General features: G+C 43.0%; 19 protein-coding genes, 3 tRNA genes, 3 rRNA genes, 1 other RNA gene, 1 pseudogene and 1 other annotated feature. Of the genes and pseudogenes, 22 read left to right on the forward strand and 5 right to left on the reverse strand.

All coding sequences use genetic code 11. The features are described from left to right. Positions 1-13 precede the first annotated feature (13 nt). Positions 14-1,480 carry an IMP dehydrogenase gene (guaB, locus tag NSS76_RS00070; protein WP_341079982.1) on the forward strand — a complete coding sequence of 489 codons (1,467 nt, stop codon included), beginning with the start codon at positions 14-16 and terminating at the stop codon, positions 1,478-1,480. A 160-nt stretch (positions 1,481-1,640) separates the two neighbouring features. Next, on the forward strand, positions 1,641-2,966 hold the full coding sequence (locus NSS76_RS00075; RefSeq protein ID WP_133745005.1) for a D-alanyl-D-alanine carboxypeptidase family protein: 1,326 nt from the start codon (positions 1,641-1,643) through the stop codon (positions 2,964-2,966). Positions 2,967-3,008: 42 nt separating this feature from the next. On the opposite strand, the gene pdxR is transcribed toward NSS76_RS00075, so the two are convergent. Further along, a complete protein-coding gene (gene pdxR / locus NSS76_RS00080) occupies positions 3,009-4,487 on the reverse strand; it encodes a MocR-like pyridoxine biosynthesis transcription factor PdxR (RefSeq protein ID WP_024425755.1) in 1,479 nt (492 codons plus the stop codon). A 246-nt stretch (positions 4,488-4,733) separates the two neighbouring features. On the opposite strand from pdxR, the gene pdxS reads away from it, so the two are divergent. From pdxS to NSS76_RS00105, 5 genes and pseudogenes are all read left to right on the forward strand, one after another. Continuing rightward, positions 4,734-5,618 (forward strand): pyridoxal 5'-phosphate synthase lyase subunit PdxS, encoded by an 885-nt coding sequence (gene pdxS / locus NSS76_RS00085; protein WP_024425756.1) that lies wholly within the window; start codon positions 4,734-4,736, stop codon positions 5,616-5,618. 20 nt (positions 5,619-5,638) lie between these two features. Continuing rightward, positions 5,639-6,229, forward strand: coding sequence for a pyridoxal 5'-phosphate synthase glutaminase subunit PdxT (pdxT, locus tag NSS76_RS00090; RefSeq protein WP_024426747.1), 591 nt, complete (start codon positions 5,639-5,641; stop codon positions 6,227-6,229). 53 nt (positions 6,230-6,282) lie between these two features. Further along, positions 6,283-6,499: a binding site (T-box leader), on the forward strand. Between the two features lie 49 nt (positions 6,500-6,548). Next, positions 6,549-7,823: a serine--tRNA ligase gene (serS, locus tag NSS76_RS00095; protein WP_024426746.1), complete on the forward strand. Its 1,275-nt coding sequence runs from the start codon at positions 6,549-6,551 to the stop codon at positions 7,821-7,823. Between the two features lie 596 nt (positions 7,824-8,419). Beyond that, positions 8,420-8,755 (forward strand): annotated as a pseudogene (locus NSS76_RS19600) (methyl-accepting chemotaxis protein); the annotation flags it as partial. Between the two features lie 325 nt (positions 8,756-9,080). After that, positions 9,081-9,173: transfer RNA gene (locus tag NSS76_RS00105), tRNA-Ser, on the forward strand. Positions 9,174-9,262: 89 nt separating this feature from the next. On the opposite strand, the gene NSS76_RS00110 is transcribed toward NSS76_RS00105, so the two are convergent. The 4 genes from NSS76_RS00110 to NSS76_RS00125 form a co-directional block, all read right to left on the reverse strand. Continuing rightward, on the reverse strand, positions 9,263-9,922 hold the full coding sequence (locus tag NSS76_RS00110; protein WP_024426744.1) for a deoxynucleoside kinase: 660 nt from the start codon (positions 9,920-9,922) through the stop codon (positions 9,263-9,265). Continuing rightward, on the reverse strand, positions 9,919-10,542 hold the full coding sequence (locus NSS76_RS00115) for a deoxynucleoside kinase (protein WP_024425759.1): 624 nt from the start codon (positions 10,540-10,542) through the stop codon (positions 9,919-9,921). The genes NSS76_RS00110 and NSS76_RS00115 overlap by 4 nt, the downstream gene beginning before the upstream one ends. An 85-nt stretch (positions 10,543-10,627) precedes the next feature. Continuing rightward, positions 10,628-11,875: a glycoside hydrolase family 18 protein gene (locus tag NSS76_RS00120; RefSeq protein WP_229137482.1), complete on the reverse strand. Its 1,248-nt coding sequence runs from the start codon at positions 11,873-11,875 to the stop codon at positions 10,628-10,630. A 99-nt stretch (positions 11,876-11,974) separates the two neighbouring features. After that, positions 11,975-12,529, reverse strand: a complete 555-nt coding sequence (locus tag NSS76_RS00125; protein WP_024426742.1) for an isochorismatase family cysteine hydrolase — start codon at positions 12,527-12,529, stop codon at positions 11,975-11,977. Between the two features lie 79 nt (positions 12,530-12,608). On the opposite strand from NSS76_RS00125, the gene tadA reads away from it, so the two are divergent. From tadA to NSS76_RS00200, 15 genes are all read left to right on the forward strand, one after another. After that, positions 12,609-13,085, forward strand: a complete 477-nt coding sequence (tadA, locus tag NSS76_RS00130) for a tRNA adenosine(34) deaminase TadA (protein WP_024426741.1) — start codon at positions 12,609-12,611, stop codon at positions 13,083-13,085. A 76-nt stretch (positions 13,086-13,161) separates the two neighbouring features. After that, positions 13,162-13,426: signal recognition particle sRNA large type (gene ffs, locus NSS76_RS00135), an RNA gene on the forward strand. Between the two features lie 331 nt (positions 13,427-13,757). Then, positions 13,758-15,470, forward strand: coding sequence for a DNA polymerase III subunit gamma/tau (gene dnaX, locus NSS76_RS00140; RefSeq protein WP_041106245.1), 1,713 nt, complete (start codon positions 13,758-13,760; stop codon positions 15,468-15,470). A gap of 26 nt (positions 15,471-15,496) precedes the next feature. Continuing rightward, complete coding sequence (locus NSS76_RS00145) at positions 15,497-15,820, forward strand: YbaB/EbfC family nucleoid-associated protein (RefSeq protein WP_008342011.1); 324 nt, start codon at positions 15,497-15,499, stop codon at positions 15,818-15,820. 15 nt (positions 15,821-15,835) lie between these two features. Next, positions 15,836-16,432: a recombination protein RecR gene (gene recR / locus NSS76_RS00150; RefSeq protein ID WP_003218094.1), complete on the forward strand. Its 597-nt coding sequence runs from the start codon at positions 15,836-15,838 to the stop codon at positions 16,430-16,432. A gap of 18 nt (positions 16,433-16,450) precedes the next feature. Beyond that, positions 16,451-16,675 carry a YaaL family protein gene (locus NSS76_RS00155; RefSeq protein ID WP_024425764.1) on the forward strand — a complete coding sequence of 75 codons (225 nt, stop codon included), beginning with the start codon at positions 16,451-16,453 and terminating at the stop codon, positions 16,673-16,675. Positions 16,676-16,741: 66 nt separating this feature from the next. Next, entirely contained in the window at positions 16,742-17,005 is a 264-nt protein-coding gene (locus NSS76_RS00160; RefSeq protein ID WP_024425765.1) for a pro-sigmaK processing inhibitor BofA family protein, read from the forward strand. Positions 17,006-17,278: 273 nt separating this feature from the next. Then, positions 17,279-18,827: ribosomal RNA gene (locus NSS76_RS00165) — 16S ribosomal RNA — on the forward strand. A gap of 95 nt (positions 18,828-18,922) precedes the next feature. Further along, positions 18,923-18,999, forward strand: a tRNA-Ile gene (locus NSS76_RS00170). A 14-nt stretch (positions 19,000-19,013) separates the two neighbouring features. Beyond that, positions 19,014-19,089: transfer RNA gene (locus NSS76_RS00175), tRNA-Ala, on the forward strand. Between the two features lie 98 nt (positions 19,090-19,187). Then, positions 19,188-22,118: ribosomal RNA gene (locus NSS76_RS00180) — 23S ribosomal RNA — on the forward strand. A 61-nt stretch (positions 22,119-22,179) separates the two neighbouring features. Then, positions 22,180-22,295, forward strand: a 5S ribosomal RNA gene (rrf, locus tag NSS76_RS00185). Together the 16S, 23S and 5S rRNA genes with 2 tRNA genes alongside form the textbook arrangement of a ribosomal RNA operon. 171 nt (positions 22,296-22,466) lie before the next feature. After that, positions 22,467-22,658, forward strand: coding sequence for a sigma factor G inhibitor Gin (locus NSS76_RS00190; RefSeq protein ID WP_024425620.1), 192 nt, complete (start codon positions 22,467-22,469; stop codon positions 22,656-22,658). A 128-nt stretch (positions 22,659-22,786) separates the two neighbouring features. Next, positions 22,787-23,401, forward strand: coding sequence for a 5-bromo-4-chloroindolyl phosphate hydrolysis family protein (locus NSS76_RS00195; protein WP_024425621.1), 615 nt, complete (start codon positions 22,787-22,789; stop codon positions 23,399-23,401). Between the two features lie 18 nt (positions 23,402-23,419). Continuing rightward, positions 23,420-24,469 carry a toxic anion resistance protein gene (locus NSS76_RS00200; protein WP_044334271.1) on the forward strand — a complete coding sequence of 350 codons (1,050 nt, stop codon included), beginning with the start codon at positions 23,420-23,422 and terminating at the stop codon, positions 24,467-24,469. The last annotated feature ends 29 nt before the right edge of the window (positions 24,470-24,498 follow it).

Below are 24,498 nucleotides of genomic sequence, written 5' to 3' on the forward strand. Positions count from 1 at the left end.
GGGGGATTTACTAATGTGGGAAAGTAAATTTTCAAAAGAAGGTTTGACGTTTGACGATGTTTTGCTTGTTCCAGCAAAGTCTGAAGTACTTCCGCGTGATGTCGATTTATCAGTGGAGCTAACAAGCACATTAAAGCTAAACATTCCAATTATCAGTGCGGGAATGGACACAGTGACGGAATCACAAATGGCGATTGCAATGGCACGTCAAGGTGGTCTTGGTATTATTCATAAGAACATGTCCATTGAACAGCAAGCAGAACAGGTGGATAAAGTAAAACGTTCAGAGCGCGGCGTTATTACAAATCCATTCTTCTTAACACCAGAGCATCAAGTATTTGATGCAGAGCATTTGATGGGTAAATACCGTATTTCAGGTGTGCCGATTGTCAACAACGAACAAGACCAAAAGCTTGTTGGTATTATTACGAACCGTGACCTTCGTTTTATTTCGGATTATTCAATGAAGATTAGCGACGTGATGACAAAAGAGGAACTTGTGACAGCTTCTGTTGGTACAACATTAGAAGAAGCTGAAAAAATCCTACAGCAGTACAAGATTGAAAAATTACCTCTTTTAGATGACGAAGGAACGTTAAAAGGTCTTATCACAATCAAAGATATTGAAAAAGTGATTGAATTCCCTAACTCCTCTAAAGATGCACATGGCCGTTTAATTGTGGGTGCCGCTGTTGGTGTCACTGGCGATACAATGACACGCGTGAAAAAATTAGTCGAAGCCAATGTGGATGTCATTGTCATTGATACAGCACACGGTCATTCTCAAGGTGTTCTAAACACTGTATCGAAAATCCGTGAAACGTATCCTTCTCTTAACATCATTGCTGGTAATGTTGCAACAGCCGAAGCAACAAAAGCATTGTTTGAAGCAGGAGCAGATATTGTAAAAGTTGGTATCGGACCAGGATCTATTTGTACAACACGTGTTATTGCAGGTGTTGGTGTACCACAAATCACAGCGATCTATGACTGTGCAACAGAAGCAAGAAAACATGGTAAAGCTATTATTGCAGATGGTGGAATTAAATATTCAGGTGATATCGTGAAAGCATTAGCATCTGGCGGACATGCTGTTATGCTGGGAAGCCTTCTAGCTGGTACATCTGAAAGCCCAGGAGAAACAGAAATTTTCCAAGGTAGACGATTCAAAGTTTATCGTGGTATGGGTTCTGTCGCTGCAATGGAAAAAGGAAGTAAAGATCGTTACTTCCAAGAAGATAATAAAAAATTCGTTCCTGAAGGTATTGAAGGCCGTACACCATACAAAGGGCCAGTCGTTGATACAGTGTATCAACTAGTTGGCGGTATTCGTTCTGGTATGGGTTATTGTGGAACACAGGATTTACGCACTCTTAGAGAAGAAGCACAGTTCATTCGTATGACGGGTGCAGGACTTCGTGAGAGTCATCCACATGATGTACAAATTACAAAAGAATCACCAAACTACACAATTTCTTGATAAATTGTGACAATCAAATTACATTTGACAGGGTCTAAGACTCTGTCTATTTTTTTTGTCTTTATTGTGATAAAATTTATACTGTTGTGTTGAGATAAGCCCTTGTGGATTACATATATATGAAAAACGTCGAAAAAAGATGAATACGGAGGTATGACGATTGAACAGCAAGATGTTGAAACAGCTTATGGTCTCTATCCTTGCATTGGCATTGATTGTTACAGCATTTACACCAATGTCCAAAGCAAAAGCTGCTGAAGATCCATTCAGTGTGAATGCGAAAGCAGCGATCCTTATTGAAGCTTCTACAGGTAAAATTCTTTATAGTAAAAACGCAGATCAAAGACTGCCTATTGCAAGTATGGCAAAAATGATGACAGAGTATCTATTACTAGAGGCAATTGCTGAAGGAAAAGTGAAATGGGATCAAAAGTATACGCCAGATGATTATGTATACGAAATTTCTCAGGACCGCAGCTTATCCAACGTTCCTTTGAGAAAAGATGGTTCGTATACAGTAAAAGAACTTTATCAAGCAACGGCTATTTATTCGGCAAATGCAGCAGCGATTGGTTTAGCAGAAGTGATCGCTGGATCAGAATCGAAGTTTGTTGAAAAAATGAACGCAAAAGCAAAAGAACTTGGTTTAACAAACTACAAATTCGTGAATGCAACTGGTCTGGAAAATAAAGACTTACATGGCCAACAGCCAAAAGGTACAGGTCCTGATGAAGAAAGTGAAGTATCTGCAAAAGATATGGCTTTGCTTGCACAGCATCTCATCAAAGACCATCCAGAAATTCTTGAAACAGCAAGTATTGCGAAAACAAAGTTCAGAGAAGGCACAGACGATGAAATGGACATGCCTAACTGGAACTTCATGCTTAAAGGACTTGTGAAGGAATATAAAGGTGTTGACGGTCTGAAAACAGGATCTACAGATTCAGCCGGTTCTAGCTTCACAGGTACAGCAAAACAAGGGGACATGCGTGTCATCGCAGTTATCTTGAATGCAAAAGGTAATCTTCATACAGCACGTTTCGACGTGGCAAAAAAACTGTTCGACTATGCGTTTAAAAACTTCACGATGAAAGAAATGTACAAAAAAGGCCAACAAATTAAAGGACATGAAAACATCGAAGTGGATAAAGGCAAAGATAAAGAAGTACCTGTTGTGACGAAAGAAGCATTTTCTGTGCCAGTAAAAAATGGTGACGAAAAGAGCTATAAAGCAAAAGTAAATATGGAAAAAAAGAACCTAGAAGCTCCTATTAAAAAAGGAACGAAGGTTGGCATGCTGACGACTTCTTATTCTGGTGATGAGAAGGACTACGGCTATTTAAATAAAGACCAATCAGGTGTTGAGCTTGTGACGAAAACAAGCGATGAAAAAGCAAACTGGTTCATCCTTGCAATGCGTGGTGTAGGTGGATTTTTTGCTGGCATTTGGGGCGGAATCGTTGACACAGTAAAAGGCTGGTTCTAATAAAAAAACTGCTCTCTATACATGAGAGCAGTTTTTTTATCGTTAAAAGAAGAGCGATTGCTTTTGATTTTGAGGAGTGGACAAGGCTTGCTGAAAAATACCACATAACTTTTCCACGCCCTCGGTCAGTGCTTTTTCATTCACATAGGAAAAGCTGAGGCGGATATAATTCTGTTTCGGCTCTCCAGGATAGCAGACAGAGCCAGGCAGAAAAGTAATTTGCTGCTTACGTGCTTCATGTAAAAGTGCTCGTGTATCGACCCATGAAGGAAAGCTGAGCCATAAATTGAGCCCGCCCTGTGGAATTTGCCACGTTACATCTTTCGGTGCGTGCTTCGTTAACACATCCATCATCAAATCGCGTCTCACCTTCAAGGCGGTTCTTAGCTTCTTCGTATGATCAATCATTTTCTTCGATGTCAGAAACGGCAATATGGCCTTTTGTGTGAGGAGAGGGCTGCCTAAGTCATTATTGGCCTTTGCAGCTAATAAACGGTTAAATATCGAGCCTGACGCGGTGATAATCCCTATTCTGCATCCTGGAGCCAGTGTTTTACTTAACCCTCGTAAATAAATGACATGTCCATCATGATCCAAGCTTTTAATAGGTGCTGGCGGCTTCTTTTCAAAATAAAGCTCACGATATGGGTCATCTTCTACAATGAGACAATCTATGCTTTGAGCCAGTAAGAGAAGCTGTTTTCTGCGTTTCATCGACATACTGGCCCCTGTCGGACTGTGGAAAGTAGGAATCGTATAGATCAGCTTCGGTTTATATTTATCACAAATGCTTTGAAGCTGCTTCATGTTCATTCCTTCATGATCGACAGGGACGGTAATGATTCTTGCTCCTCTGCCCATAAAGACATCAATGGCCCCTGGATAGGTCGGTGCTTCCATGACAACCACATCATCCGGCCCAATAAACGTACGTGCCACCAAATCAAGCCCTTGCTGAGAACCACTTGTTACAAGGATATTTTCAGGGGTAGACGGCACATCCAACTTTTCTAAAAAGGACTGAATGACTTGTCGCAGCTGAAGATCACCTTGTATTTCACCATACTTCGACATGATTTGAGGATGTCTGGCTAGCACATGCTGCATTTCTTTTTCTAAATACCGGTTTGGCAAAAGACCTGGATCGATCATAGAGGAAGAAAGGTTAATGGCTTCTTCGACATAGTGATACTGGGCGAATTGAGACCGTGGTAAATAATCTGGAATCGACAACTGCCAATCGAAAGAAGTAGATGATGGAACCGGGGTCTCTGCCTGCTCTTGCTGCTCATCCACAAAAGTTCCTTTACCTTGCACTGTCGTTAAATATCCATCGTCCTTTAATCGGGTATATGCCTTAGCTGCCGTGACAAGACTTACATTGAGCTGCTTGGCTAAATCACGGACAGTTGGCAGCTTTTCTCCTTGCTGAAGCAAACCCGATTGAATGTGATCGATGATTGAAAAGTAAATTTGATTTGAAAGAGATGTATCAGAGTGCCGATGGATATCAATATGCATGAAACCCCTCCATAGAATGCAAAATTGTTATACATGATTTTTAATTGTTATAGTTGTATTATAGCATGTAAATCACACTTGAAAGAGAAAACGACATGTTTTTAGCTGGAAATCCTTTATATACAAGGGTTTATTCTTTTTTATCCGCTGGTTGAATTGTTATACTATTCTCTTTATTGTTATACTTCCTCACTTGTATGATAAAGATGTTGAATGAATCGAATAGACAAATGGGAGGAAACTATTGTGAGCAATAAGGGAACTGAACGAGTGAAACGTGGAATGGCAGAAATGCAAAAGGGCGGCGTCATTATGGATGTCGTCAATGCGGAGCAGGCAAAAATTGCAGAAGAAGCAGGTGCGGTGGCAGTCATGGCACTAGAACGAGTACCAGCTGATATCCGTGCAGCAGGCGGTGTTGCCCGTATGGCAGACCCAAGAATCGTAGAGGAAGTACAAAATGCAGTAACGATTCCAGTCATGGCAAAAGCACGTATCGGCCACATCGTCGAGGCTCGTGTTCTTGAAGCACTTGGTGTTGATTATATCGATGAGAGTGAAGTGCTGACGCCCGCAGATGAGGAATTCCATTTAAATAAAAATGAATACACAGTACCTTTTGTCTGTGGATGCCGCGATTTAGGTGAGGCAACCCGCCGTATCGCAGAAGGCGCTTCTATGCTTCGTACAAAAGGAGAACCTGGGACAGGCAACATCGTAGAAGCTGTGCGTCATATGAGAAAGGTCAATGCTCAGATTCGTAAAGTATCGGCTATGAGTGAAGATGAACTGATGACAGAAGCCAAGAATCTTGGCGCGCCTTATGAATTATTGCTGCAAATCAAAAGAGATGGCAAGCTGCCAGTTGTGAACTTTGCTGCAGGAGGCGTTGCGACACCAGCAGATGCTGCGTTAATGATGCAGCTTGGAGCAGACGGTGTATTTGTCGGATCTGGTATTTTCAAATCAGACAATCCAGCTAAATTTGCAAAAGCAATTGTTGAAGCAACGACTCATTACACTGATTACCGTCTCATTGCAGACCTTTCAAAAGAGCTTGGAACAGCTATGAAAGGAATTGAAATTTCAAATCTACTGCCAGAAGAACGTATGCAAGAGCGTGGCTGGTAATTAAGGGAGCGCAAACGAACATGCTGACAATTGGTGTACTTGGGCTTCAAGGAGCGGTGAGAGAGCATATTCAATCGATTGAAGCCTGCGGCGCAGAAGGAAAGATCATCAAACGTGTAGAAGAGCTAGAATCCGTTGACGGTTTGATTATCCCTGGTGGAGAAAGTACGACGATGAGGAGACTTATGGATACGTACCAATTCATTGAACCGATCAAAGCGTTCGCTGCTCAAGGGAAACCGATTTTCGGGACATGTGCCGGTTTGATTATGCTGGCAAAGCATATCGAAGATCGAGAAGATGCTCATCTTGGCCTGTTAAATGTATCTGTTGCACGGAACTCTTTTGGCAGACAGGTAGACAGTTTTGAAGCAGATTTAAAAGTAAAAGGACTGGATGCGCCGTTTACAGGGGTATTTATCCGTGCGCCTCATATCATCAGCGCAGATAATGACGTAGAAATCATGGCTGAATATGATGGCAGGATTGTGATGGCGAAAGAAAACAATATCTTAGGCTGCTCTTTTCATCCAGAGCTGACAGACGATCACCGGTTAACGCAGCTGTTTGTAGACATGGTGAAGTCCTACAAAACGAAGCTTGCTGTATAAAACGGTTGAAAAGAGATAAAACTTATAGTACATTAAAATCACAATCAAAGATCGAAAAAGCGTTGACGGGAAATAGTAAGAAGCCCCTCTTTCTCAGAGAGCCGATGGTTGGTGAGAATCGGTGAAAGATGCATTCTGAATCCATCCTTGAGCGAAATGCTGAAACACGAGAAGTAAGCATTTACGGTGATACCGTTACAGAGGAAAGAGGAAAGCGTGCTTCTGCATGTTTTCAATCAGGGTGGCAACGCGAGAGCTCTCGTCCCTTTCATGGGATGAGGGCTCTTTTTATTTTTCGATAAAAAAAGGAGTGTTACACATGCTTGATATTAAACAACTGCGCACGGACTTTGATCAAATCAAAGAAAAATTAGCACACCGAGGCGAAGATTTAGCGGATTTTGATAAGTTTGGAGAGCTAGATCAAAAAAGAAGAGAATTAATCGGGAAAACAGAAGAATTAAAGAGCCGAAGAAATGAAGTATCACAGCAAGTGGCCGTTCTAAAAAGAGAAAAGAAAGACGCCGATCACATTATTCAAGAAATGCGTGAGGTAGGAGATGAGATCAAGAAGCTGGATGATGAGCTAAGAACAGTAGAAGAAAGCCTGCAGCACATCCTGTTCTCAATTCCAAATATCCCTCATGACTCTGTACCAGTTGGTGAAACAGAAGACGACAACGTGGAAGTGAGAAAATGGGGCGAACAGCCAGCCTTCTCATTTGAGCCAAAACCACATTGGGACGTAGCTGATGAGCTAAAAATCCTTGATTTTGAACGTGCAGGAAAAGTGACAGGAAGCCGTTTCGTTTTTTATAAAGGGCTTGGTGCCCGCTTAGAGCGCGCATTGTATAACTTTATGCTCGATTTACATGTGGATGAGTTTGGTTTTACTGAAGTGCTTCCACCTTATATGGTCAACAGAGCAAGCATGACAGGAACTGGTCAGCTTCCAAAATTCGAAGAGGATGCCTTTAAAATACGTGAAGAAGATTACTTCCTCATTCCAACAGCAGAAGTGCCAATTACGAACATGCATCGCGACGAAATTCTCGAAGGTGAACAGCTGCCAATCAACTATGCAGCATTCAGTGCTTGCTTTAGATCAGAAGCTGGATCTGCTGGAAGAGATACACGTGGACTCATCCGTCAGCATCAATTTAACAAGGTAGAGCTTGTGAAATTTGTCAGACCAGAAGATTCTTATGAAGAATTAGAGAAACTAACAAATCAAGCAGAAAAAGTTCTTCAGCTATTGAACCTGCCATACCGTGTCATGAGCATGTGTACGGGAGATTTAGGATTCACAGCTGCGAAGAAATACGATATCGAAGTGTGGATTCCGAGCCAGAATACGTACCGTGAAATTTCTTCTTGCAGTAACTTCGAAGCATTCCAGGCAAGACGTGCAAACATTCGTTTCCGTCCAGAACCTAAAGCGAAGCCAGAACATGTCCACACATTAAATGGATCTGGATTAGCGGTAGGAAGAACTGTAGCGGCTATTTTAGAAAACTATCAACAAGAGGACGGCACAGTGATCATTCCTGAAGTACTGCGTCCTTATATGGGAAATAAAGAAGTGATGAAATAAGATGCCGTCAAGGCATCTTTTTCTTTTTACCAAAAGTCCTACAGTTTTCCTGAATTTAGCCGATAAAAAAATTAAAAGCTTCTAGGAAAGAAGGAATAACCTTGAATAGGCTTGACTATTATGTTGAAATGGCTCATTTACTTAGAAAGGTACTAGATGAAAGTATTCTTTTCGGCATCACAGATACAGAGAAGATACTTTGTTATTACCCGTCTAACACAATAGATTTTGGTATGAAAGTTGGAGACCCATTGAACCCAGAAGACCAAAATGTGGCGACGACATTAAGAGGACAAGAATATGACGGTCATTTACCAGAGCATTTATATGGTTATGAAATTGCTGTAAAAGGTTACCCGATTTTTGATGAAGATAGAAAAGTAATTGGCTCTTTTTTAGTGGCATTTTCACATCATCGTGAAAAGAAATTAAGCGGTTATATGGAGCAAATCAATAAAGTAGCGAAAGAACTCCAAGGTGGAATTGAGCAAATTGCTGCACATTCTCAAGAACTGGCTGCCACAAGTTTAGAAATAAGCGAACAGGCAGGAAGAGCGGAAGAGAAATCTGCGAATATTGAAGAAGTCGTCAAAACCATTGGCGGGATCGCTAGACAAACAAATCTGCTCGGTTTAAACGCTGCAATTGAAGCCGCAAGAGCAGGCGAGAACGGAAAAGGGTTTGCTGTCGTTGCTGATGAAGTTCGCAAATTATCAGATGGCTCGAAGGAAGCGGCTGAAACCATAAATACATTTTTAAAAGAAATCCAAGACAGCATTGGCACTTTGTCTGAAAACATCTCACAAATCAGCAGTTCAACAAATGAACAAGCCAAACAAGTGACAGACTTTACGAAGATTATCGAGTCATTAAATGAGTTTAAAGTAGAGATGAATCAGTTTATTGAAGAAATTAGACAGGATACGAAATAGATCAAGAGCAGCCGTCAATGGCTGCTTCAGCGTGTAGACAAACCCTCGCATTCGTTGTCAGGTCTGCGCTTCGGTGCTCACGAATGTCAAATTCGCTCCGCTCCGGTGCTCGCCCTTCCTAGACTGCAAAGGTTTTCTATCACGCTGAAAAGAAGACAAAGGGCTAAAATCAAAATCATTTTAACCCTTTGTCAACAATCTGGAGCAACCATCAATGGCTGCTTTTTTATAAGCAAATATCATGCCGAAATCACATATTGAAATTTTTTTCGAAAAGATGTTGACTTCAAATAAAATGATATGGTATATTAATTCTTGTCGATACGGAGGAATACCCAAGTCCGGCTGAAGGGATCGGTCTTGAAAACCGACAGGGGTGTCAAAGCCCGCGGGGGTTCGAATCCCTCTTCCTCCGCCATATTGATTTTTTACCTTAGTTGAATTGAACGCAAGCATAAAAATTGGAAATTGTCAAACCGCTGCATTTCGCGAATGCAGCGGTTTTTTTTATTTTGTTTTAGAGCGATTTTTTTGAATAACAGAAGCTATTTCATGAAGAATGGGATCAAGTGAGCTTTCATCATGAAGTAAGTCGTAATCTTCAATATTAATTTGAATCACTGGGCATAAATCAAATTGTTCGATCCATTCCGTGTATCGAGTGTACATTTCTTCCCAATAAGCCCGGTCAGTTTGAGTTTCCATCTCTCTGCCGCGTTCCTCAATACGATGTAAAATATGATCTAAATCCCCGTGTAGATAGATGAGGACATCAGGGTGAGGGAAGTAAGGTGTCATCACCATCGCCTCAAATAGGCTTGTATACGTTTCATAATCAACCTCAGACATCGTACCTTTGTCCGCATGCATTTTTGCAAAAATGCCAGTATCCTCATAAATGGAACGATCTTGTACATATCCTCCGCCAGATTCAAAAATCCGCTTTTGCTCCTTAAAACGCTCAGCTAGGAAATAGACCTGTAAGTGGAAGCTCCATCTTTGGAAATCTGAATAAAAAGGCTCTAAATATGGGTTATCATCTACTTTTTCAAGAGAGGTTTGAAACCCTAGCTTGTCCGCTATTGTTTTGGTCATAGTTGATTTGCCGACACCAACAGTCCCGGCAATTGTGATGACTGCGTCCTTTGGTATTTCGATATTGTTCATAGCACTTGCTCCTTTATGTTCTGTACAATTTGCTGGTAATCTTGCTGTGAGGAAACGAAGTCTGTATGATCTCCTTCAATTGTAATGATAGGAAGCCCTGGCTCAGTCTGTTTTAAATGTTCAATAGCCAACTCGTAATCTTCAATGAGTGTTTTTAAATAAGCTGGGTCAATGTCTTCTTCAAAAGAGCGTCCTCTCATCTGTATTCTTTCAAGTAAGGTGGGAAGGCTGGCTTTTATATAGATCATGGCATTTGGTTTAGGAAGATCGTCTGTTAGCAGGTGATAGATCTTTCTGTATTTATCCATGTGCTTTTTTGATAATGTTCTTTCTGCAAATATCATATTTTTATAGACGTGATAATCAGTGACAACTGGCTGCTGTTTATTCACATAGTTTTCTTCAATTGATTCTAACTGTTTGAACCGATTGCATAAAAAGAACATCTCAAGCTGAAAGCTCCATTGTTCCATATCTTCATAAAATTTATCTAAGAATGGATTTTCTTCTACAATCTCTTTTACTAAAGGAAATTGAAATTCCTTCGCAAGCATTGTAGCCAAAGTTGTTTTTCCGGCTCCAATCGGGCCTTCCACTGCAATAAAAGGGGCAGGATACATAGGCGTTCTCCTCTATCTATAAAGTTAAAGTTGTCAAACCAATGTATATTGTACCATACCCCTTCTAATAGATAGAGTGAATGGATTACGATGTCGTTCTTTTTTCAATATTAAATTGATCTGATAATAAGAGCCAATTTTGTGGGAAAGATAGACCTAATTTCCAATAAGCAATGCCGTTCAAATTTAGCTCTTTGATGAGGTTGAACTTTGCTTGAATTGATCTAGCGTCTTCGAACCAGACCTCATGCTCTTTGTTGTTGGCATCTGTATAACGAAAATGGGGTGCTTGTGCTGTTTCGTCGTATAAGATAGAGACATTGTGCTCTCTAGCAAGTGCAATTGCTTGTTGAGGACTGACGGCTTTGGCTATGGGGCCGCCCTGGACGAAAGGAAGTGTCCAATCATAGCCGTATAAATTCTGCCCCATTACAATTTTATTGGCAGGTATGACAGTTAGTGCATATTCAATGACTTGGCGGACAGGTCCAATTGGAGAGACAGCTTGTGGAGGGCCTCCGCTGTACCCCCATTCATAGGTCATCAACACAACGTGGTCGACGATCTTACCGATCGCTTCATAGTCATGGGCTTCATACCATTTGCCCTTTTGCTGACTACTTGTTTTTGGTGCAAGTGCAACAGATATTGTCCATCCTTCTTGATGGAAACGGGCTGTTGCTTCTCTTAAAAATTGAATATAAGCATCTTTATCAGCAGGGCGTAAATATTCAAAATCAAAATGGATTTCCTTGAATTGATACTTTTTGGCAACACGAACAATTTCATTTAAAAATGCCGTTTTGACAGATTGGTTAGTTAAAAGAATACGCCCAAGTTCATCACTGAATTTTTCATTCTCTAGATTTGTCACCACCATGGTTAATACAGTTCTGTTCTGAGCGGCAATCTGGGGTAGTTGGTCTAACGGTGGTTCTCGCAGTGTCCCATCTCTTTGTGCTTGAAAACTAAAGACGTCTAAATGGGTTAAGTATGGGGAGGCCTCTCTAGCTGCCTGCTTTAAGTTTTCACTGACTTGATTTCCCCGTGGTTCAATATAAGCATTGGAATTAATGTTCCTTTTCGGTCTTTGTGGAATATAGAGCAAGAAACGAATAGGCAGTATCGCTTCAGGCCGAATTCTGTTCACGCGTGCCAATTCTTCCACTGAGATTTGAAACCGTCTACCAATTTGATATAGTGTGTCATTTTGTTTGACCTCATAAAATTGACCTCTAATTGGAATGACAATTGTTTGTCCAATGACGAGTTGATTTGGTGTTTCGATTTCGTTAGTACGAATGATTTCATTGACTGTCGTTTTAAAACGCATAGCAATGTCGTTTAAAGTATCTCCTCTTTTGACAACATAAATTTGAATAGTCAACGCCCCCTTTGTTATTGCTAACAATTTATGAGGGTTATAGCTAAATCATGTTTGATTTTCATTCGTGATTTCCTTAGCGGTAGTGATTTTGGCTAGAAGAACGTTCTCCATCATCGTTAAAGCGTAGTCGTTATCTCTGTCGTCGTTTGAAGCGATACAATCTTTAGGTACAATTAGATTATATTCTCGCATGTATGCGTCATTTGCAGTGAACAAAACGCAAATGTTTCCGGCAATCCCAGTTAGAATAATGTCCTCAACACCTAATTCATTTAAGAGTGTCTCTAGTGCAGTACCGTAGAAGGCAGAATGCTTAGGTTTGATTAAGAAGTAATTATCTTTAGATGGTGTCATTTTCTCTAAAATAGGAGCGCTTCTTTCGTTTTTGCATGTTTCCATAACAGCTTGGATATCAGCCTTCCAAAGTCCGTAGTGATCGTTGATATAAATGATTGGCCAATTTTCCTTGAAAGCATGTTGTTTAAGAGCTAAAATTTTATTGGTCATTTGCTCTGTTTTTTCTGCAAGCACATGTCCCATTTCAAAATCAAAATCATTAATCATGTCGATAATAAGCAGCGCCTTTTTTTGCTTTGACAAAATAAGACCCCCTTTAAAAGATTGTGATAATATGTTAACCTCAATTTCCTTTTAAAAAACATGAAAAGAGAGCCGTGCCATGACGAAAGATGAAAAGTTTATGCAAGAAGCCATTTCTGAAGCCTTAAAAGCAGAACAAATAGGGGAAGTGCCGATTGGTGCGATCATTGTTGTTGATGATCAAATCGTGAGCCGGGCTCATAATTTAAGGGAAAGTGAGCAGCGTTCGATTGCACATGCAGAATTACTTGCTATTGATGAAGCATGTAAAGCGACAGGGAGCTGGCGTTTAGAAGATGCTGTGCTTTACGTTACGCTTGAGCCATGCCCAATGTGTGCGGGTGCTATTGTTCTCTCTAGAGTGAAAAAGGTCGTTTTTGGTGCATACGATCCAAAAGGTGGATGCGCAGGTACTTTAATGAATTTACTGGATGATGAACGGTTCAATCATCAGTCTGAAGTCATCGGTGGTGTACTTGAAAATCAGTGTGGTGAGCTGTTAAGTCAGTTCTTCAGAAATCTCCGTCAGCGAAAGAAACAAGCCAAAAGTAAATGAATGGATGTCGTTTGCAATTTGAGCTATAAGAAGGTATACTTATGTCTGCGTCACTAACAATTTAATATTCATTTTGCCGTGCTAAGCGGGGAGGTAGCGGTGCCCTGTACTCGCAATCCGCTCTAGCGAGGCCGAATCCCTTCTCGAGGTTCGTTTACTTCAAGGTCTGCCTTAAATAAGTGGTGTTGACGTCTGGGTCCTGCGCAATGGGAATTCATGAACCATGTCAGGTCCGGAAGGAAGCAGCATTAAGTGAAACCTCTCATGTGCCGCAGGGTTGCCTGGGCCGAGCTAACTGTTTAAGTAACGCTTGGGGTAGCGAATCGACAGAAGGTGCACGGTAAATCAATATTAAATGTAACTCATCTAGTTTAACTAGGTGAGTTTTTTGTTGCTGTTCCAAGAATAGCTTAACTGCTTTGGTTATACAAATAGATAAAAAGTCTTTTTGGAGCCATTTGTTTTTTTCACTAACCGCAAAAAGAACTGGTGTTCTGTTTTAGGGTTTCAGGTCTTTTTACAAAGCTAGAAAATACGTTTTTAATACATAGAAAGTAGAAAATCTCTAGTTGAAATCATCTTTTTGGCATATTAGAAAATAAAGGTGTGCTTTTGAATTGATCGGTGCATCATGTATAATGAAAAGGATGATAAATGGAGGAGGGCGTATTTGTGAGTTATCAAGCTTTATATCGAGTGTTCAGACCTCAAGTTTTTGAGGATGTTGTTGGACAAGAACACATCACAAAAACGTTGCAAAATGCCCTTTTGCAGAAAAAGTTTTCTCATGCTTACTTATTTTCAGGTCCTAGAGGAACAGGTAAAACAAGTGCTGCCAAAATCTTTGCTAAGGCAGTGAACTGTGAAAAGTCACCTGTTAGCGAGCCGTGTAATGAATGTGATGCCTGTAAAGGGATTACAAACGGTTCAATTTCAGACGTGATTGAAATAGATGCTGCCTCGAATAACGGGGTAGATGAAATCCGGGATATACGTGATAAAGTGAAATTTGCTCCTTCGGCGGTTACATATAAGGTTTATATTATAGATGAAGTACATATGCTCTCTATCGGTGCATTTAATGCTCTCCTTAAAACGCTGGAAGAACCGCCTGCTCATTGTATCTTTATTTTGGCTACCACAGAGCCCCATAAGATTCCTCTTACCATCATATCTCGTTGTCAGCGATTTGATTTTAAACGAATCACGACTAAAGATATTGTTGGAAGAATGGAGAAAATTGTAGATGCAGAAGGCCTTGACGTACAGGAGGGTTCGCTCGAGATTATTGCTAGTGCAGCTGATGGCGGTATGCGTGATGCACTAAGTCTCTTGGATCAAGCGATCTCATTTAGTGGTGAACAATTGACAATTGATGATGCGCTGCTCATTACAGGTGCTGTATCTCAGCATTTCATTAGTCAGCTTGCTGAAGCAATTTTTGATCAAAATATTGCCACAGCGTTAGATACATTAAATGAATTGCTCCAGCAGGGGAAAGATGCTGCTAAATTAATAGAGGATATGATTTTTTACTTTAGAGATATGCTGCTTTATAAAACGGCACCAGATCTCGAGGGGGTCCTTGAAAAGGTAAAGGTCGACGAAAGTTTCGTGGCGCTGTCAGATCGTGTGACACCTCAGTTTCTGTATGAAACCATTGAAGTCCTGAATAAAAGCCACCAAGAAATGAAATGGACAAATCATCCAAGGATTTTCTTTGAGGTAGCTGTTGTAAAGCTGTGTCAGTCAACAGCAGGATTGACACAAGGCCATGCTGACGCTGATTTAACGGCGCTAACAGATAAAATAAACAGGCTGGAACAGGAACTATCGAGGCTAAGAGCCGAAGGTGTACCAATGTCTCCATCTCATAGCCCTCAAGAAAAAAAGGAAGCGCCTCGACCACAAACGAGTAACAAAAATGGCTATCGTGCTCCTGTCGGCCGAATTCATGAGATTCTAAAAGAAGCGAAACGGCCTGAGTTAGAAAAAATTAAAGGCAAATGGGGAGAGCTCCTTGCCCAGTTGAAACAGCAGAATAAGGTGTCTCACGCTGCGTTATTAACGGACAGTGAGCCAGTTGCGGCTGCTTCGCATGCCTTTGTTTTAAAATTCAAATTTGAAATACATTGTAAAATGGTTGCTGAAGATAAAAGCGGTGTTCGGACCAATCTTGAACAACTGCTAGAGTCTATGTTAGGAAAAAGAGTGGAATTAGTTGGCGTTCCTGACGCTCAATGGGGTAAAATAAGAGAAGAATTTTTAAGAGATCATCAGCCGGATGAACAAGCAGATGGTCAGGGAACTTCTACTGAAGAGGATCCATTGATTGCGGAGGCAAAAAAATTAGTAGGAACTGATTTAATTGAAATTAAAGATTAATAAAAATGAAAGAGAGTGGTGTTCATATGCGCGGTGGAATGGGAAATATGCAAAAAATGATGAAACAAATGCAAAAAATGCAAAAGGATATGGCGAAGGCTCAAGAAGAGCTTGCAGAAAAAGTTCTTGAAGGTACAGCTGGTGGCGGTATGGTCACTGTAAAAGTAAATGGACAAAAAGAAGTCGTTGATGTAGCAATTAATGAAGAAGTTGTTGATCCAGAAGATATCGATATGCTTCAAGATCTTGTACTTGCTGCGACAAACGATGCATTGAAAAAAGTCGATGAGCTAACGAATGAAACGATGGGTCAATTCACAAAAGGAATGAACATGCCAGGTTTATTCTAGGAGGAATAACTGAAGATGCAATATCCTGAACCAATATCAAAGCTGATTGACAGCTTTATGAAATTGCCAGGAATCGGACCGAAAACTGCGGTCCGTCTGGCTTTTTTTGTTCTTAGTATGCAGGAAGATGTCGTACTAGATTTTGCGAAGGCGCTTGTAAATGCAAAGCGTAATTTAACTTATTGTTCGGTATGCGGTCATATCACAGACCAAGATCCTTGCTATATTTGTGAAGATACAAGAAGAGATCAATCTGTTATCTGTGTAGTGCAGGATCCAAAAGATGTAATCGCAATGGAAAAAATGAAAGAATACAACGGCTTATATCATGTGCTTCATGGTGCCATTTCGCCAATGGACGGAATTGGACCAGAGGATATTAAAATTCCTGACCTATTAAAAAGATTGCAAGACGATCAAGTGACAGAGGTGATCCTTGCAACCAATCCAAACATTGAAGGAGAAGCAACAGCCATGTATATCTCCAGATTGTTAAAACCATCAGGAATTAAACTCTCTCGCATTGCTCACGGACTTCCAGTAGGCGGGGATTTAGAGTATGCGGATGAAGTTACACTGTCTAAGGCTCTAGAAGGCAGACGTGAGATGTAGGAAGGAGAAGTACGGTACATGGGTTTTCTTCGCAGAAAATCAATTCGAAAAGAATTCGATGAGAAATTAATTCAACAGCTTTTTAAGCAAAAGGAAGAATGGAACAGACAAAAAAAGCTTGTCGCAAATAGCGTTGAGCCTTCACCGGACATTCTATTCGAATTAAAGCTTGCTCAAGCGAAGTACTTTTTCTATCTGAGAGAAGCGAAAAAGAGGAATTTACGTTTAAACAACTGGAAATAGCAGGTCTATTATACATAGTCCTCTCATATGCTTGTACTATTCATATGAAGAGGAGATGAGAGGATTATGGAACCTGTTATTGTGATCGGGTCAATCTTGCTAGCTGTGCTATTGTTGTTTATGTCAGGTGTGCAGGCGAATCCATTCAAATGGTTAGGGCTTATCGGAGTGAAGTTTATAGCAGGCGCTCTTTTTTTATTTTGCCTCAACCTATTTGGCGAGAGTCTAGGATTACATGTCTCTATTAACCCTGTAACGAGTGGAATTAGTGGTTTATTGGGTATTCCGGGCGTAGCAGCTTTAATCGTTATTGAAAAGTTTATTATTTAATGAAAAATATTATTGACTTTGATTCGATAGGGTGGTAAATTAATATACGTCGCTGATGACGAAGAAACGAAAAAACATAATAACAAAAAAGTTGTTGACACTAACAACTTGGATGTGATAAGATGTTCTAGTCGCTTCTGAAGCGGTAAACAAGTTCTTTGAAAACTAAACAAGACAAAACGTACCTGTTAATTCGAGTTTTTATAAAAAATCCTATGATACTTCATAGGTAGTCAGTCAAACTGGCGAAAAGCAAAACTTCGGTTTTGTACTTTTTCGGAGAGTTTGATCCTGGCTCAGGACGAACGCTGGCGGCGTGCCTAATACATGCAAGTCGAGCGGACAGAAGGGAGCTTGCTCCCGGATGTTAGCGGCGGACGGGTGAGTAACACGTGGGTAACCTGCCTGTAAGACTGGGATAACTCCGGGAAACCGGAGCTAATACCGGATAGTTCCTTGAACCGCATGGTTCAAGGATGAAAGACGGTTTCGGCTGTCACTTACAGATGGACCCGCGGCGCATTAGCTAGTTGGTGGGGTAATGGCTCACCAAGGCGACGATGCGTAGCCGACCTGAGAGGGTGATCGGCCACACTGGGACTGAGACACGGCCCAGACTCCTACGGGAGGCAGCAGTAGGGAATCTTCCGCAATGGACGAAAGTCTGACGGAGCAACGCCGCGTGAGTGATGAAGGTTTTCGGATCGTAAAGCTCTGTTGTTAGGGAAGAACAAGTGCGAGAGTAACTGCTCGCACCTTGACGGTACCTAACCAGAAAGCCACGGCTAACTACGTGCCAGCAGCCGCGGTAATACGTAGGTGGCAAGCGTTGTCCGGAATTATTGGGCGTAAAGGGCTCGCAGGCGGTTTCTTAAGTCTGATGTGAAAGCCCCCGGCTCAACCGGGGAGGGTCATTGGAAACTGGGAAACTTGAGTGCAGAAGAGGAGAGTGGAATTCCACGTGTAGCGGTGAAATGCGTAGAGATGTGGAGGAACACCAGTGGCGAAGGCGACTCTCTGGTCTGTAACTGACGCTGAGGAGCGAAAGCGTGGGGAGCGAACAGGATTAGATACCCTGGTAGTCCACGCCGTAAACGATGAGTGCTAAGTGTTAGGGGGTTTCCGCCCCTTAGTGCTGCAGCTAACGCATTAAGCACTCCGCCTGGGGAGTACGGTCGCAAGACTGAAACTCAAAGGAATTGACGGGGGCCCGCACAAGCGGTGGAGCATGTGGTTTAATTCGAAGCAACGCGAAGAACCTTACCAGGTCTTGACATCCTCTGACAACCCTAGAGATAGGGCTTTCCCTTCGGGGACAGAGTGACAGGTGGTGCATGGTTGTCGTCAGCTCGTGTCGTGAGATGTTGGGTTAAGTCCCGCAACGAGCGCAACCCTTGATCTTAGTTGCCAGCATTCAGTTGGGCACTCTAAGGTGACTGCCGGTGACAAACCGGAGGAAGGTGGGGATGACGTCAAATCATCATGCCCCTTATGACCTGGGCTACACACGTGCTACAATGGACAGAACAAAGGGCTGCAAGACCGCAAGGTTTAGCCAATCCCATAAATCTGTTCTCAGTTCGGATCGCAGTCTGCAACTCGACTGCGTGAAGCTGGAATCGCTAGTAATCGCGGATCAGCATGCCGCGGTGAATACGTTCCCGGGCCTTGTACACACCGCCCGTCACACCACGAGAGTTTGCAACACCCGAAGTCGGTGAGGTAACCTTTATGGAGCCAGCCGCCGAAGGTGGGGCAGATGATTGGGGTGAAGTCGTAACAAGGTAGCCGTATCGGAAGGTGCGGCTGGATCACCTCCTTTCTAAGGATATATGGAGCAGCGTACGTTTTCGTCTTGTTTAGTTTTGAAGGAACTTGCAAAAGATCCTACAACATCATATCTTCGATATGAAAGATGGGCCTGTAGCTCAGCTGGTTAGAGCGCACGCCTGATAAGCGTGAGGTCGGTGGTTCGAGTCCACTCAGGCCCACCATCTTCTATTAAATTGGGGCCTTAGCTCAGCTGGGAGAGCGCCTGCCTTGCACGCAGGAGGTCAGCGGTTCGATCCCGCTAGGCTCCACCAACGTGTTCTTTGAAAACTAGATAACAATAAGTAATACATTCACATTGAATGCAATGCAAAGTTCATCACACATAGTGATTCTTTCTAAAGTAAGAAATGGTTAAGTTAGAAAGGGCGCACGGTGGATGCCTTGGCACTAGGAGCCGATGAAGGACGGGACGAACACCGATATGCTTCGGGGAGCTGTAAGCAAGCTTTGATCCGGAGATTTCCGAATGGGGAAACCCACTGCTCGTAATGGAGTAGTATCCATACTTGAATACATAGAGTATGAGAAGGCATACCCGGGGAACTGAAACATCTAAGTACCCGGAGGAAGAGAAAGCAAATGCGATTCCCTGAGTAGCGGCGAGCGAAACGGGAACAGCCCAAACCAAGAGGCTTGCCTCTTGGGGTTGTAGGACACTCTATACGGAGTTACAAAGGAATGATATAAGCGAAGAGGTCTGGAAAGGCCCGCCAAAGAAGGTAACAGCCCTGTAACTGAAATGTCATTCTCTCCAGAGTGGATCCTGAGTACGGCGGAACACGTGAAATTCCGTCGGAATCCGGGAGGACCATCTCCCAAGGCTAAATACTCCCTAGTGACCGATAGTGAACCAGTACCGTGAGGGAAAGGTGAAAAGCACCCCGGAAGGGGAGTGAAATAGATCCTGAAACCGTGTGCCTACAAGTAGTCAGAGCCCGTTAACGGGTGATGGCGTGCCTTTTGTAGAATGAACCGGCGAGTTACGATCCCGTGCAAGGTTAAGCAGAAGATGCGGAGCCGCAGCGAAAGCGAGTCTGAATAGGGCGCATGAGTACGTGGTCGTAGACCCGAAACCAGGTGATCTACCCATGTCCAGGGTGAAGTTCAGGTAACACTGAATGGAGGCCCGAACCCACGCACGTTGAAAAGTGCGGGGATGAGGTGTGGGTAGGGGTGAAATGCCAATCGAACCTGGAGATAGCTGGTTCTCTCCGAAATAGCTTTAGGGCTAGCCTCAAGGTAAGAGTCTCGGAGGTAGAGCACTGATTGGACTAGGGGCCCCTACCGGGTTACCGAATTCAGTCAAACTCCGAATGCCGATGACTTATCCTTGGGAGTCAGACTGCGAGTGATAAGATCCGTAGTCGAAAGGGAAACAGCCCAGACCGCCAGCTAAGGTCCCAAAGTATACGTTAAGTGGAAAAGGATGTGGAGTTGCTTAGACAACCAGGATGTTGGCTTAGAAGCAGCCACCATTTAAAGAGTGCGTAATAGCTCACTGGTCGAGTGACTCTGCGCCGAAAATGTACCGGGGCTAAACGTATCACCGAAGCTGCGGACTGTTCTTACGAACAGTGGTAGGAGAGCGTTCTAAGGGCTGTGAAGCCAGACCGGAAGGACTGGTGGAGCGCTTAGAAGTGAGAATGCCGGTATGAGTAGCGAAAGACGGGTGAGAATCCCGTCCACCGAATGCCTAAGGTTTCCTGAGGAAGGCTCGTCCGCTCAGGGTTAGTCGGGACCTAAGCCGAGGCCGAAAGGCGTAGGCGATGGACAACAGGTTGATATTCCTGTACCACCTCCTCACCATTTGAGCAATGGGGGGACGCAGGAGGATAGGGTAAGCGCGGTATTGGATATCCGCGTCCAAGCAGTTAGGCTGGGAAATAGGCAAATCCGTTTCCCGTAAAGGCTGAGCTGTGATGGCGAGCGAAATTTAGTAGCGAAGTTCCTGATTCCACACTGCCAAGAAAAGCCTCTAGCGAGGTGAGAGGTGCCCGTACCGCAAACCGACACAGGTAGGCGAGGAGAGAATCCTAAGGTGATCGAGAGAACTCTCGTTAAGGAACTCGGCAAAATGACCCCGTAACTTCGGGAGAAGGGGTGCTTCTTAGGGTGTTAAAGCCCCGAGAAGCCGCAGTGAATAGGCCCAGGCGACTGTTTAGCAAAAACACAGGTCTCTGCGAAGCCGTAAGGCGAAGTATAGGGGCTGACGCCTGCCCGGTGCTGGAAGGTTAAGAGGAGCGCTTAGCGTAAGCGAAGGTGCGAATTGAAGCCCCAGTAAACGGCGGCCGTAACTATAACGGTCCTAAGGTAGCGAAATTCCTTGTCGGGTAAGTTCCGACCCGCACGAAAGGCGCAACGATCTGGGCACTGTCTCAACGAGAGACTCGGTGAAATTATAGTACCTGTGAAGATGCAGGTTACCCGCGACAGGACGGAAAGACCCCGTGGAGCTTTACTGCAGCCTGATATTGAATGTTGGTACAGCTTGTACAGGATAGGTAGGAGCCTTGGAAACCGGAGCGCTAGCTTCGGTGGAGGCATCGGTGGGATACTACCCTGGCTGTATTGACCTTCTAACCCGCTGCCCTTATCGGGCAGGGAGACAGTGTCAGGTGGGCAGTTTGACTGGGGCGGTCGCCTCCTAAAATGTAACGGAGGCGCCCAAAGGTTCCCTCAGAATGGTTGGAAATCATTCGCAGAGTGTAAAGGCACAAGGGAGCTTGACTGCGAGACCTACAAGTCGAGCAGGGACGAAAGTCGGGCTTAGTGATCCGGTGGTTCCGCATGGAAGGGCCATCGCTCAACGGATAAAAGCTACCCCGGGGATAACAGGCTTATCTCCCCCAAGAGTCCACATCGACGGGGAGGTTTGGCACCTCGATGTCGGCTCATCGCATCCTGGGGCTGTAGTCGGTCCCAAGGGTTGGGCTGTTCGCCCATTAAAGCGGTACGCGAGCTGGGTTCAGAACGTCGTGAGACAGTTCGGTCCCTATCCGTCGCGGGCGCAGGAAATTTGAGAGGAGCTGTCCTTAGTACGAGAGGACCGGGATGGACGCACCGCTGGTGTACCAGTTGTTCTGCCAAGGGCATCGCTGGGTAGCTATGTGCGGACGGGATAAGTGCTGAAAGCATCTAAGCATGAAGCCCCCCTCAAGATGAGATTTCCCATTCCGCAAGGAAGTAAGATCCCTGAAAGATGATCAGGTTGATAGGTCTGAGGTGGAAGCGTGGTGACACGTGGAGCTGACAGATACTAATAGATCGAGGACTTAACCTATATTCTATTGTGAAGCATGAACATTGTTATCTAGTTTTGAGAGAACATTCTCTCCATCAGGTTTGGTGGCGATAGCGAAGAGGTCACACCCGTTCCCATACCGAACACGGAAGTTAAGCTCTTCAGCGCCGATGGTAGTTGGGGGTTTCCCCCTGTGAGAGTAGGACGCCGCCAAGCTTCTATAAGGATCAGTTCCAGTCGGAACTGGTCTTTTTTGTTTTTTAAGAAAAGGAACAAACACTCGATCTGACATGGATACATATACTAAACTACCATCTAAAACATTCTTAATTTTGTATACAATTGAAAGCGCTAGGGCATACTGAAGCTATAAGTGGAGGTGTCACAATGAGCAAAAAAGAGCGAGAAGCGATTTGTTTGATTTGTGAAGAGAAAAAAACAAAGGGAATTTATTTATATCATCAGTTTTTGTGCCGAGAATGTGAGAGAAAGTTAATTTCTACATCGACCTCGGATCCTAGCTATGCCGATTATGTTAGAAAGCTAAAAAATCTTCATACGCCGCCTTTGTATTCATAGACCATTAGATGGTCTTTTTTTATGAGCTATGGAGGATTGGGCCTGTTTTTTGGAACTTAGTTTGGACATCATCCGTAATTAATAATAAGATAAACAGAGAGCCTGATTATTCATAGGAGTCGATGAACATGAAATCAATCTTTTATACATTTATATGGGCCATCCTCTCTACTTTTTTTTCGCTTGTGATTTTAACCGTCAGTATTGGGGTTTTCCATCATCATGTTGGATTATCGATACTGTATGCGATGATGGGGTGGGGCGTGATGTTTGCAGGGAGCAGATGGGTTGCTTTCCAGTTGTTTTTAAAGAAACACGGACTGTCTCGTAGTGATTATGTATATATCAAACAGCATTTAAAAGAAGCAGGACAAAAGCTTGTACGTTTAAAGAAGGCTTTATTTGCTGTGAAGAACGTACAGACGATCAAACATAATTATGAAATTCTCCGACTTGCACGACGAATCTATACGATTACAAAAAAAGAGCCGACCCGGTTTTATGATGCACAGCGTTTTTATTTTGAAAGCTTGGATTCTGTCGTTGAACTAACTGAAAAATATGCACTATTGTATAATCAGCCTGATCGCAGTCATGAGCTGGAAATGACACTAAGCCAAACTCGAGTGACGCTGACAGAACTGCAAAAGCAATTGACGAATGATTTGCAGCAAGTATTAGGAAGAGACATAGAAGCCCTTCATATTGAGCTTGAAGTGGCAGATAAAATGATAAAGAAATAATGAAAGGAGTCAAACGTAATGAAACCAGAAGATCACATCCCAACAGCATCTGCTTCCACTACAGATCTTCAGTTTCAGGTGTTTGATACCTTATCTGATGAGGAGAAACAAGAAGCCATACAGCGTGCTGAGCAGATCCCTGACAATCCGCAAAAGCTGCTTTTCTATGGTACACGTGTTCAGGAACGATTATTGGAACAATCACAACAAATGATGAAATATGTTGAGAAAAAAGATATCGATCAAATAGGAGACGTGCTTGAGGCCTTTTTGCACCAGCTGCATGTAGTAGAACCGGAGGACTTACTGCCAAAGAAGCAGGGCTTTTTTTCGAAGTTATTTCGGCGGGAGAAGCGTTCTACTCAGGAAATCATATCGCGTTTTCAACATGCAAAATCACAGATCGAGAGATTATCAGCAAGGCTTCGTTACGCAAAAGGCGGATTAATTTCGGATCATATGTTATTAGAGCGTTTATTTGAAGAAAATCAAACTTTTTTCCAAGAGATGACGATGCAGGTTGCAGCAGTTGAAGCGAAAATGACAACTTTAGAGAAGCAGATCATATCAGAAGCGGAGCAGATTGGTAATCGGACTATAGAGGAGCAATTGATGAGTCAGGAAGTCAATGCAGAAGAATATATGGAGAGGTTGAAAGAACGGAAATATGATTTGCTGCTAAGCCGGCAAATTGCGTTGCAATGTAATGCCCAAATTCGAATGATCCAGCATACGAATCATACATTGGCCAATCACATTCAATCAACAGTTTCTGCATCTATTCCTCTATGGATCAACCAAATGTCGATTGCATTAACGCATATTCAACAGCGTGCCAATTCAGCTCTTGAGAATCGAATCCAAAAAACATATGAAAAGGTATCAAAGCAGCAGGGGGAGCTTCTTGAAGAGGCAGCTTTTGCACCTATAGATACGTTGAAAAAGGTTCAACGCCAATTAGCTGAAACCTTACAGGAAACGTTACAGGTGAAAGAGCATGGAAGCCAAGAGCGAGCCCAATTGAAAAACAGCATGTATGAGGCAGAACAGCAGCTGGCGAATCACTAGCCAATAAAGGAATGAGAATCCATCTTTCG

It is taken from the genome of Bacillus sp. FSL R5-0654 (assembly GCF_038008745.1).
GTDB lineage: Bacteria > Bacillota > Bacilli > Bacillales > Bacillaceae > Bacillus > Bacillus safensis.

Coding starts and splice junctions, on each gene's coding strand:
- guaB (WP_341079982.1), top strand. CDS start 14: ATGTGGGAAAGTAAATTTTCAAAAGAAGGTTTGACGTTTGACGATGTT.
- pdxR (WP_024425755.1), bottom strand. CDS start 4,487: ATGCATATTGATATCCATCGGCACTCTGATACATCTCTTTCAAATCAA.
- pdxT (WP_024426747.1), top strand. CDS start 5,639: ATGCTGACAATTGGTGTACTTGGGCTTCAAGGAGCGGTGAGAGAGCAT.
- serS (WP_024426746.1), top strand. CDS start 6,549: ATGCTTGATATTAAACAACTGCGCACGGACTTTGATCAAATCAAAGAA.
- NSS76_RS00110 (WP_024426744.1), bottom strand. CDS start 9,922: ATGAACAATATCGAAATACCAAAGGACGCAGTCATCACAATTGCCGGG.
- NSS76_RS00115 (WP_024425759.1), bottom strand. CDS start 10,542: ATGTATCCTGCCCCTTTTATTGCAGTGGAAGGCCCGATTGGAGCCGGA.
- NSS76_RS00120 (WP_229137482.1), bottom strand. CDS start 11,875: ATGCGTTTTAAAACGACAGTCAATGAAATCATTCGTACTAACGAAATC.
- tadA (WP_024426741.1), top strand. CDS start 12,609: ATGACGAAAGATGAAAAGTTTATGCAAGAAGCCATTTCTGAAGCCTTA.
- NSS76_RS00145 (WP_008342011.1), top strand. CDS start 15,497: ATGCGCGGTGGAATGGGAAATATGCAAAAAATGATGAAACAAATGCAA.
- recR (WP_003218094.1), top strand. CDS start 15,836: ATGCAATATCCTGAACCAATATCAAAGCTGATTGACAGCTTTATGAAA.
- NSS76_RS00155 (WP_024425764.1), top strand. CDS start 16,451: ATGGGTTTTCTTCGCAGAAAATCAATTCGAAAAGAATTCGATGAGAAA.
- NSS76_RS00160 (WP_024425765.1), top strand. CDS start 16,742: ATGGAACCTGTTATTGTGATCGGGTCAATCTTGCTAGCTGTGCTATTG.
- NSS76_RS00190 (WP_024425620.1), top strand. CDS start 22,467: ATGAGCAAAAAAGAGCGAGAAGCGATTTGTTTGATTTGTGAAGAGAAA.
- NSS76_RS00195 (WP_024425621.1), top strand. CDS start 22,787: ATGAAATCAATCTTTTATACATTTATATGGGCCATCCTCTCTACTTTT.
- NSS76_RS00200 (WP_044334271.1), top strand. CDS start 23,420: ATGAAACCAGAAGATCACATCCCAACAGCATCTGCTTCCACTACAGAT.